General features: G+C 68.8%; 11 protein-coding genes. 5 read left to right on the plus strand and 6 right to left on the minus strand.

Annotation, left to right across the window (positions count from 1 at the left end):
- Nucleotides 1–200 precede the first annotated feature (200 nt).
- Together ABZ319_RS38845 and ABZ319_RS38850 are read right to left on the minus strand one after the other, a co-directional pair.
- Nucleotides 201–977, minus strand: coding sequence for a DUF3159 domain-containing protein (locus tag ABZ319_RS38845; RefSeq protein ID WP_354991596.1), 777 nt, complete (start codon nucleotides 975–977; stop codon nucleotides 201–203).
- Nucleotides 978–980: 3 nt separating this feature from the next.
- Nucleotides 981–1,376: an OB-fold nucleic acid binding domain-containing protein gene (locus ABZ319_RS38850; RefSeq protein ID WP_354991597.1), complete on the minus strand. Its 396-nt coding sequence runs from the start codon at nucleotides 1,374–1,376 to the stop codon at nucleotides 981–983.
- 143 nt (nucleotides 1,377–1,519) lie between these two features.
- Here ABZ319_RS38850 and ABZ319_RS38855 point away from each other — a divergent pair, with 143 nt between their 5' ends.
- A complete protein-coding gene (locus ABZ319_RS38855) occupies nucleotides 1,520–2,233 on the plus strand; it encodes an alpha/beta hydrolase (protein ID WP_354991598.1) in 714 nt (237 codons plus the stop codon).
- Between the two features lie 183 nt (nucleotides 2,234–2,416).
- Here the strand turns inward: ABZ319_RS38855 and ABZ319_RS38860 are convergent, their stop codons facing one another.
- Nucleotides 2,417–3,286 (minus strand): DUF3710 domain-containing protein, encoded by an 870-nt coding sequence (locus tag ABZ319_RS38860; protein WP_354991604.1) that lies wholly within the window; start codon nucleotides 3,284–3,286, stop codon nucleotides 2,417–2,419.
- A 2-nt stretch (nucleotides 3,287–3,288) separates the two neighbouring features.
- Nucleotides 3,289–3,789: a dUTP diphosphatase gene (gene dut, locus ABZ319_RS38865; protein ID WP_354991599.1), complete on the minus strand. Its 501-nt coding sequence runs from the start codon at nucleotides 3,787–3,789 to the stop codon at nucleotides 3,289–3,291.
- Between the two features lie 52 nt (nucleotides 3,790–3,841).
- Between dut and ABZ319_RS38870 the strand changes: the two genes are divergently transcribed.
- Nucleotides 3,842–4,354: a DUF3093 domain-containing protein gene (locus tag ABZ319_RS38870; RefSeq protein WP_354991600.1), complete on the plus strand. Its 513-nt coding sequence runs from the start codon at nucleotides 3,842–3,844 to the stop codon at nucleotides 4,352–4,354.
- A gap of 213 nt (nucleotides 4,355–4,567) precedes the next feature.
- Here the strand turns inward: ABZ319_RS38870 and ABZ319_RS38875 are convergent, their stop codons facing one another.
- Nucleotides 4,568–4,870, minus strand: a complete 303-nt coding sequence (locus ABZ319_RS38875; RefSeq protein ID WP_327145210.1) for a DUF4193 domain-containing protein — start codon at nucleotides 4,868–4,870, stop codon at nucleotides 4,568–4,570.
- A 459-nt stretch (nucleotides 4,871–5,329) separates the two neighbouring features.
- On the opposite strand from ABZ319_RS38875, the gene cei reads away from it, so the two are divergent.
- Nucleotides 5,330–6,007: an envelope integrity protein Cei gene (cei, locus tag ABZ319_RS38880; RefSeq protein WP_354991601.1), complete on the plus strand. Its 678-nt coding sequence runs from the start codon at nucleotides 5,330–5,332 to the stop codon at nucleotides 6,005–6,007.
- A gap of 115 nt (nucleotides 6,008–6,122) precedes the next feature.
- On the opposite strand, the gene ABZ319_RS38885 is transcribed toward cei, so the two are convergent.
- Nucleotides 6,123–7,013, minus strand: a complete 891-nt coding sequence (locus tag ABZ319_RS38885) for an inositol monophosphatase family protein (protein WP_354991605.1) — start codon at nucleotides 7,011–7,013, stop codon at nucleotides 6,123–6,125.
- A 105-nt stretch (nucleotides 7,014–7,118) separates the two neighbouring features.
- Here ABZ319_RS38885 and ppgK point away from each other — a divergent pair, with 105 nt between their 5' ends.
- Both ppgK and ABZ319_RS38895 read left to right on the plus strand, forming a co-directional pair.
- Entirely contained in the window at nucleotides 7,119–7,877 is a 759-nt protein-coding gene (ppgK, locus tag ABZ319_RS38890; RefSeq protein WP_354991602.1) for a polyphosphate--glucose phosphotransferase, read from the plus strand.
- A gap of 149 nt (nucleotides 7,878–8,026) precedes the next feature.
- Nucleotides 8,027–9,427 (plus strand): RNA polymerase sigma factor, encoded by a 1,401-nt coding sequence (locus ABZ319_RS38895; RefSeq protein ID WP_354991603.1) that lies wholly within the window; start codon nucleotides 8,027–8,029, stop codon nucleotides 9,425–9,427.
- Nucleotides 9,428–9,500: the final 73 nt, after the last annotated feature.

Consider the following 9,500-nt stretch of genomic DNA (forward strand, 5'->3'; position numbering starts at 1 on the left):
AAAAACGTTTTTTTGGTGTTGTGTTTTGTTTTTATTAGGTGTGTTGTTCATATACACATACCGTTTACGTTTGGTGTGGGGGGGTGGGAAATCCGCCGTTTAGGCGGCGTTGGAGCTGATGCTCGAACGGCCCTTGTCGAGGTCCTGAACAGCCGATCCGCGGTGGATCGGCCGGTTGTCGCGGGGTCGCGCCCCGGAAATCAGTCGCGGGCAGCCGCTTTGCTCTTGCTCGACGCCACGGGCAGATGACCGGCCCGGCGCACCGCCCACACCGTCACCACCAGCGCGACCGCGGTCAGCGGCCAGCCCATGGCCAGGCGCGCCACGGCCAGCAGACCGGTGCTGTCGGAGGCGTACAGGTGGTTCTGCACCAGGTAGCGGGCGCCGAACACCACGGCCCAGACCGCCGTGGCCAGGTCGTACAGGCGCATCGCGCGGCGATCGGCGCGCCAGTCGCTGCCGTGCCCGTTCAACATGCCCCAGATGACACCCGCCAGCGGCCAGCGCACGAGCAGGGACACCAGGAACGCGCCCGCGTACACCAGGCTGGCGTAGATGCCGAACAGGAAGAAGCCCTTGGCCTCACCCATGCGCCAGGCGATGAAGGCGCACAGGCCGACGCCCAGGAAGCCGGAGATCGCCGGCTGGATCGGATCCTTGCGCACCAGACGCCAGATCAGGATCGCGATGGCCACACCCATGGCGGCCCAGAGCGCGGGACCCAGCCCGCGCAGGGAGTTCACCGGCACGAACACCAGCACCGGCAGCGAGGAGTAGATCAGGCCGCTGAAACCGCCCAGCTGCTCGAGCAGCGTCTGCTGGGTTTCGGCCTCGCGCTGTTCCTCGGCCTCGACCTCGGCGCGGTCGGCTTCGAGAAGCTCGGCGCCGTTCTCGGAGTACGCGCCGCGATCCTCCAGCGGCCTCCGGGTCTCGGTGGGCCTGCGGCCCTCGTCGTTGCTGCTGGTCGGTATCGACATGCGTCAGGAATTCCCACGGAGTTCGTAGTAGGGGTTGTAGATGACCTTGCCGCCGTCGCGTCGTTCGCCGACGCGGCCGCGGACCAGAATACGTCTCCCCGGCTCCAGACCGGGGATGCGACGCCGACCGATGAAGATCAGCGACACACTGTCGGTGCCGTCGAAGAACTCGGCCGAGAATTCCGCGCCCGCGGACTTCGGACAGGCCTCGACGCTGCGCAGCCGCCCGAGCATGGTGACCTCTTCGCCGCGCCTGCACTGCGACGCCTGACACGCGCCGGACGCTTCGGACGTCTCGGCGAGCTCTTCGGCATCCAATCGATCCAGATCCGCCGTCAGGCGCCGGCTCAATCGCCGGAAATAGCCTGACGGGGTGTCCTTCCCACCCGTGGATGGCATCTCGCACGCTCTCCTGTAGAGCAACACGGCGTGGGTCGCACGTCGTTCGTTTCTTGCCACGCGATCGGCTGTGGCCGTACACCGCCACTGTAGAGGTGAGTGCCTCCCCTCGCCACGCGCGCCCGTCGCAGTACGCTCGCCCGGTGCCCGATCTCCCCACTCCGGCGGTCGCCGTCGCCCTGCCCGGAACCGGCTCCGACGCCCACTTCGCCCGCCGCGCCTTCGAATCCGCCTGCACCGCAGCCGGTATTGCCTGCGTCGCGGTGGATCCCGACCCGCTGCGCGTGATCGAGAGCTATCACGCGGCGCTGGACGCCGCCGCGCGGTCGGGCCCGATCCTGATCGCGGGCATCTCCCTGGGCGCGGCGGTCGCGGTGGACTGGGCCGCCCGGCACCCCGCAGCCACGTACGGCGTGGTCGCGGCCCTGCCCGCCTGGACCGGCGCGGACACCACCGGCTGCCCCGCCGCGCTCAGCGCCGCCGCCACCGCGGCCCAGCTGCGCGCCGACGGCCTGGACGCGATGATCGAGCGCATGCGCGCCTCGAGCCCCGCCTGGCTCGCCGACGCCCTGACCCGGTCCTGGCGCTCCCAGTGGCCGGATCTGCCCGCGGCCCTGGAGGAAGCGGCCGCCTACGCCTGGCCCGAACCCGGCCTCCTCGCCGCGATCACCGCCCCGGTCCACATCGTGGGCGCGGTCGACGACCCGGTCCACCCGATCGCCGTGGCGGAACGCTGGGCCGCCCTGATCCCCGACGCCCGCCTGCACCGCATCACCCTGGACGAGCTCGGCGCGGACCCCGCGATCCTCGGCGCCCGCGGCATCGCCGGCCTGCTCCCCCGCGTCGCCTCGCGCTGACCACCCGGGCCCACGCCGAATTCCGCAACCGCGGTAACCGGCGGTCTGCTACTTCGCGTCGACCGGCACGACCCGGCATTGTCGGCTCGCGGTGTGCCGAATCTCATGACAGCAGAACGGCCTTCGCACCGTCGGGTGCGAAGGCCGTTCGCGTACTCGCCCTGTTCGGGGCGGGGTGGCTGCCTAATTCAGGCCGAGCTGCTGCATCGCCGAACCCTCGGCGCCGCGGCGCGGCTCCTGGGGGGCGGCGGTCGGGATCGGCTGGGGGCCGCCCTGCATCGCGGCGAGCTGGGCCGCCATGGCCTGCTGCTGAGCGGCCAGCTGCTGCTGATGGGCGGCGGCGAGCTGGTCGGCGAGTTCCTGGGGTAGGACCACCGGGAGCGGTTCGCGCACGGGAAGCGGCTCGTCCCCGCGTCTGACCACGGTTTCGCTCATGATCGCGCGGGCCGCGGTCACCAGCGGCGCACCGTCGACGGCCGCGCCGGACGGGCCGGCAGCGACCAGGCGCACCATCCAGCGGTAGCCGTCCACGCCGATGAACCTCAGGTCCGCACCCTCGGTGACCGCGTGCAGCTCCCGTCCCCACGGGCCGTTCTGCACCGACACCTGAGCGCCGTCCTTGCGCAGGGTCTCGGCGAGATCGGCTGCCACCGAACGCCATTGACCCGCGGACTTGGGCGCGGCGTAGGCGGCCACGGTGATGCGGCCGTGCTCGGTGGCCAGGTGCACCGCCTGCGGGGTGCCGTCCGGGGTCATCTCGACTTGCAACTGTCCGCCCGGCGGCACCGGCACGATGACCGATCCCAGATCCAGGCGCTGCTCGGACACCGTGCCCAGCCGATCGGCGACGTCGTCGTAGTTGTAGGGGCCGGTGCGGTCATCACGCTCCGGCGCCTCGTACGCGGGTTCGGGCTCGGGCTCGGCGTAGCCCTGCGTCGCGAACTCGTCGGTGTCGTCGGAGTACTCGGCGTCGTCGTCGTACTCGTCGTAGTACTCGTCGCCGTACTGACCGGAATCCTCCGGCTCACCGCTGCGCTTCTTCTTCCCGAACATCGTCATGCCTCCTTACCGGCAACCTGGCCCACCCCACCGGATCCCGCGGTCAGGCTCGCGTGCCCACCGCTCGATCCGTATCCTCCTGCGCCACGCTCGGTGTCGTCGAGCGAGTCCACCTCCACGAATTCCACCAGTTCCACCCGCTGCACCAGTAGCTGCGCGATGCGGTCGCCCCGCCGGAGCTCGATGGGCGTGCGCGGATCGTGATTGATCAGGCACACCTTGATCTCGCCCCGGTACCCGGCATCGACCGTGCCGGGGGTGTTGACGACGGACAGGCCCGCTTTGGCCGCCAGCCCCGACCGGGGATGGATCAGCCCCACCGTGCCCATCGGCAGCGCCACCGCGAGGCCGGTGCCGACCAGCACCCGTTCTCCCGGTTCGATGATGACGTCCTCGGTGGTGCACAGGTCCACGCCCGCGTCGCCCTCATGAGCGCGCGTCGGTACGGGCATGCTGGGATCGAGCCGCAGCAGGGGAACAGTCGGAATACCGGTCACGTGGGCCGAGCCTACGCGTTCGGCGTCCAACTCATTGACCTAGTCTGATGTCGTGTCCGACCAGTCCCCTCAGGTGAGTACCGAACCCCAGCGCCAGAGCGAACCCCTCTACTCCGAGCGCCTGTGGGTGCCACTGTGGTGGTGGCCCGTCGGATTGGCGATCACCGGCCTGCTGGCCGCCGAAATTCACATGGGCGCACCGGGAATCCGGGCGTGGCTGCCGTACGTGCTGCTGTTCCCGATTCCGGTGTGGGTGCTGCTGTGGCTGTCCCGGCATCGGGTGGAGGTGGTGCGCGACGAGTCGGGTACGCCGGAGTTGCGGGTCGATCGCGCGCATCTGCCCGCGACTTTCGTCGCGCGTGGCGCGAGCGTGCCGGGCAGTGCCAAGAGCGCGGCGCTGGGCCGTCAGCTCGATCCGGCCGCCTACGTTCAGCATCGGGCGTGGATCGGTTCGCTGGTGCTGCTCGTGCTCGACGATCCCGATGACCCGACGCCGTACTGGCTCGTCAGCACCCGTCGTCCGGAGCGGGTGCTGACCGCCCTCGGCATCGAGAACGCGAGCTGAGTTCTCCCCCCGCGGCGCCTGTTCCGACGCCAAAAAACGCTGCCTGATGGGGCAGCGTTTCATCGACCCGAACGAATCCGGATGTGTGCGTTGTGTCGAGCGCCGGCCAGTACCGGCCAGCGCTCGTTGTTACCCGGGCTGAAACTGGCCGCGCTCGGTGTCCCGAGCGCGGGCAGACGGAACTTCCTGCTCAGGGCTGTTCGGCAGAAGTACTCAGGCCGCGCAGTCCATGCAAATCAGCTGCCCGCTCGCCTCGCTGGCGAGACGGCTGCGGTGGTGCACCAGGAAGCAGCTCGAGCAGGTGAACTCGTCGGCCTGCTTCGGGATGACCCGGACCGAGAGCACCTCCTCGGACAGATCCGCGCCGGGAAGCTCGAACGACTCCGCGGTATCGGATTCGTCGATATCCACGACGGCGGATGCCGCCTCGTTGCGACGAGCCTTCAGCTCCTCCAGCGAGTCCTCCGACACTTCGTCGGTTTCACTACGCCGTGGTGCGTCATAGTCGGTTGCCATGTCGTCTTCCCCTCGTCCTTACTCCGTAGATCCCGGACCGGCTCCCGGCGACCCGATTCCCGAGGGAACCGAACCGGCCTTCGCCGCCCCGCCCGTGGTGTACGCCACACGTACACCGGTCACCGATCGGGCCGGATGCTCCTGATCCGCACCGGATCGCGCTCGGTCAACGCAGGACATGCCCTTGTTGTTCCCGAAATCGAACCCCCGATTCAACCCGGGCGATACGATCTGGGCCGCCAGACAATAGCGGACCCCGGCCCAAAAGTCGCAATCAAAACACGCGTGATTCGAAACTGAGGGGTAATCGTCACCGCCGGGGGAACGGTCCGAGACCTAGCTCACCGCTGCCGTGATCTTCCCGCGCCCTGATCACGATCCGGCCGACTTGCCGAGAAGTAGGGCGGCTTACCGGTGCCTTGCGCGCGCTGGACCTCTCGTGTTCGTAGAGTGATGTCCGTGGTTTCACTGATCACCCAAGGCAACTCGACCGACCCCAAGGGGCGGCACTTCATCCGGCGACGCTGGGAGCCGTGGGCAGCCATGGTGGGCGTCATAGCCGTGATCTGCGTCGCGGTGTGGTTCCGCGCGCTCACGACGGCCGAATCGGACCAGGGTGCGATGTCCTGCAATTCGCCCAGCCCGGCGTCCAGCACCAGCGCGCCCGCTCCGGCCCCGATGGGCACGCGTCAGGGACAGGGGTTCCTGCGCGATGTGGAGCCGGTGCCGCTGTCGCAGTCCAAGGTGCGCGTGTTCAACGCCAACGGGCAGCGCGGGCAGGCCGCGCACGTCGCGGCGGGCCTGGGTGACCTGGGTTTCGCCAGCGCGCCGGACGTGCAGGTGGGCAACGACCCGGTCTACGTCAACGGAGATCTGGAGTGCACCGGCCAGATTCGGTTCGGGGTGAGCGGGCGCCCGGCCGCAGCGGCGGTGCAGCTGGTCGCGCCGTGCGCGGAACTCATCGAGGATTCCCGCGGCGACGACACGGTGGATTTCGTGCTCGGCTCGCTCTTCCGCGATCTGCGGCCGAGCACCGACGCCGAGGAGGTGCTGCGGGCGTTGAAGAACGCGCCGGCTGGCACGTCGCCGGCGATCGACTCCAAGTTGCTGTCGGCCGCCCGGCACGCCAAGTGCTGAACCCGGGTTCCTGACCGGCTCTCGGAACCGTTTTCACCGATCCATCGGGACCGCTTCACCGATCGCCGCGCCCCACCCGGGGCGCGGCGATTCGCGTTCTGTCAACGGGTCTGTCCTACTGCGGGATAGGGGCCGTGACACCGAGTTTTTCGAGCAGACCGGTCAGTTCGCCGGCGATGCCCGGCGCGGCCGCGACCACCAGTTCGCCCGCCGCTCCCCCGGTGCCGGGCTCGGGCAGGATGAGTTCCGCGCCCGCCTCCGCGGCGATGAGCGCCCCCGCGGCCCAGTCCCACAGATTCAGCCCGTGCTCGTAGTGGGCGTCCACGCGGCCCTCGGCGACCATGCACAGGTCCAGGGCGGCCGAGCCCACCCGGCGGATGTCGCGGATGTGCGGGAGCACCTGGGCCAGCAGTTCGCCCTGGCGCGCGCGGCGGCGGGTGCCGTACCCGAATCCGGTCGCCACCAGCGCCAGTGAGACCTCGGCAATCCGATTGCAGTGCAAGGGAATCTGCGACGCGTCCGGGCCGGTGCGATGCGCGCCCTGCCCGAGCCCGGCGCTGTAGGTCACCCCGCCGGCGACGTCGGCCACCGCGCCCGCGACCGATCGCCCGCCGCGCACCGCGGCCACCGAGACCGAGTACGCGGGGATGCCGTAGACGAAGTTGACGGTGCCGTCGATGGGATCGACCACCCACTGCACGGCCTCCGGGTCCGCCAGCAGGGTGCCGCCGTCCTCTTCTCCGACCACGTGGTCGCCGGGGCGCAGTTCGGCAACGAGGCGGCGCACCAGGTGTTCGGTTTCGGTGTCGACGATGGTGACCGGGTCGGTGGGGGTGCTCTTGGATTGCACGGCGTCCCCGGCGACCGCGCCCGATTCGAAGACCTGGGGGCGGCGCGTGCGCACGTGTGCGGCGGCGGTTTGCGCGAGATGTACCGCTACGCGGCGTAGTTCGGCGATGTCGGCCACGGCGGAGGTCGAGGTGGTGTTCGATGCGGTGGTGGTGATATCGGATTCCGGCACGATGCCCATCGCAGCACAGATCCGGCACACCGCGCATTAGGCTTGTCGTGCACACCACACCTCATCAGCCGGGAGAACGGGGAGTTCGTCATGTCCAAGCGGGGCCACGCGTTCGGAATCGACATCGGCGGCAGCGGTGTCAAGGGCGCCGCGGTGGACTTGGCTACCGGTGAACTAATCCAGGAGCGGATCAAGGTCGCGACCCCGCAGCCCGCCACGCCCGCCGCGGTGGCCGAGACGGTGGCCAAGGTCGTGGCCCAGGCCGGTTGGGACGGCCCGGTCGGCATCACCATGCCGAGCGTGGTGATCGGCGGGCTGGTCCGCAGCGCCGCCAATATCGACAAGACCTGGATCGGGGCCGACGCGCGCGCCCTGTTCAGCACGGCGCTGGGCGGTCGCGAGGTGACGGTCCTGAACGACGCCGACGCCGCCGGACTCGCCGAGGACACCTACGGCGCGGCCAAGGATCTGCACGGATTGGTCATGTTGCTGACGTTCGGGACCGGGATCGGGTCCGCGATCATGTACAACGGAGTGCTCGTGCCCAACAGCGAGCTCGGCCACATCGAGGTCGACGGGCGCGAGGCCGAGCACCGGGCGGCCGCCTCGATCAAGGATCGCCAGGGGCTGAGCTACCCGGAATGGGCCGTGGAAGTCAGTAAGGTGCTCGTGACGCTGGAAAACCTCTTCTGGCCGAACGTGTTCGTGGCGGGTGGCGGCATCAGTCGTGACCACCACGAATGGATTCCCTTGCTCACCAACCGAACTCCCGTTGTGGCAGCGGATTTGAAGAACACCGCCGGCATTGTCGGAGCCGCGATGGCTGTGTCTAGCGGTATCGCACCGTAAGCAGCCTGGTTCGATCGTTACAATGGAACAAGACCGGCGGCAAGCCGGTAAAACCAACCCGGCACTCGCGCCGGTATCCCCCGACAGACCGCTCCGCCGGATCACCACTCTGGCGTGACGCCGCACGAGACCGTCACGAAAGGGCGTACGTGGTAGCCACGAATACCCGAGAGACCGCCGAATCGGCTGACGAAGCCGACTCCGCAGATTCCACCGCAGCACGGCCGGTCAAGAAGGCTGCCGCCAAGAAAGCTCCGGCCAAGAAGGTGGCGGCCAAGAAGGCCGCAGCCAAAAAGGTCGCGGCCAAGAAGGCGCCCGCCAAGGCCGCCAAGGCTGCTCCGAAGAAGGCCGGCGCCAAGAAGGCCGAGATCGGGCCCGACGGCGAACCGATCGAGATCGCCGAGGACGAATCGGTCGAGCTCGAGGATCTCGGCGACCTGGAGGTCGACGAGACCGATCTGGTCGACGAGGTCGTCGAGGACGAGGCCGAGGAAGCCGAGGAGGGTGAGACCCCCGAGGCCGAAGAGGCCGAGGAGCCCTCCGAGAAGGACAAGGCCTCCGGCGACTTCGTCTGGGACGAGGAGGAATCCGAGGCCCTGCGCCAGGCGCGCAAGGATGCCGAGCTGACGGCTTCGGCCGACTCGGTCCGCGCGTACCTGAAGCAGATCGGCAAGGTCGCGCTGCTGAACGCCGAGGAGGAGGTGGAGCTGGCCAAGCGCATCGAGGCCGGGCTCTACGCCACCGAGAAGCTGCGCGAGTTCGCGGAGAAGGGCGAGAAGCTCACCGTTCAGTTGCGTCGTGATCTGCAGTGGATCATGCGTGACGGCAACCGGGCCAAGAACCACCTGCTCGAGGCGAACCTTCGACTCGTGGTGTCGCTGGCCAAGCGCTACACCGGCCGCGGCATGGCGTTCCTGGATCTGATCCAGGAAGGCAACCTCGGTCTGATCCGCGCGGTCGAGAAGTTCGACTACACCAAGGGCTACAAGTTCTCGACCTACGCGACGTGGTGGATCCGCCAGGCCATCACCCGCGCCATGGCCGATCAGGCCCGCACCATCCGTATCCCGGTGCACATGGTCGAGGTCATCAACAAGCTGGGCCGCATCCAGCGCGAGTTGCTGCAGGACCTGGGCCGCGAGCCCACGCCCGAAGAGCTCGCCAAGGAAATGGACATCACGCCGGAGAAGGTGCTGGAGATCCAGCAGTACGCGCGTGAGCCCATCTCCCTGGACCAGACGATCGGTGACGAAGGCGATTCGCAGCTCGGTGACTTCATCGAGGATTCCGAAGCGGTCGTCGCGGTCGACGCGGTCAGCTTCACCCTGCTCCAGGACCAGCTCCAGTCGGTGCTGGAAACGCTCTCCGAGCGCGAGGCGGGCGTGGTCCGGCTGCGTTTCGGCCTGACCGACGGTCAGCCCCGCACCCTGGACGAGATCGGCCAGGTCTACGGCGTGACCCGCGAGCGGATCCGCCAGATCGAGTCGAAGACGATGAGCAAGCTCCGCCACCCGAGCCGCTCCCAGGTCCTGCGGGACTATTTGGACTAGGCAACACCCGGAACGCACACGTGCGAGAACCCGTGCGTCTCGGCCACCCGGGCCAATTCCACCACCCGGGACG

The sequence above is a fragment of the Nocardia sp. NPDC005978 genome (assembly GCF_040614455.1).
Lineage (GTDB): Bacteria > Actinomycetota > Actinomycetes > Mycobacteriales > Mycobacteriaceae > Nocardia.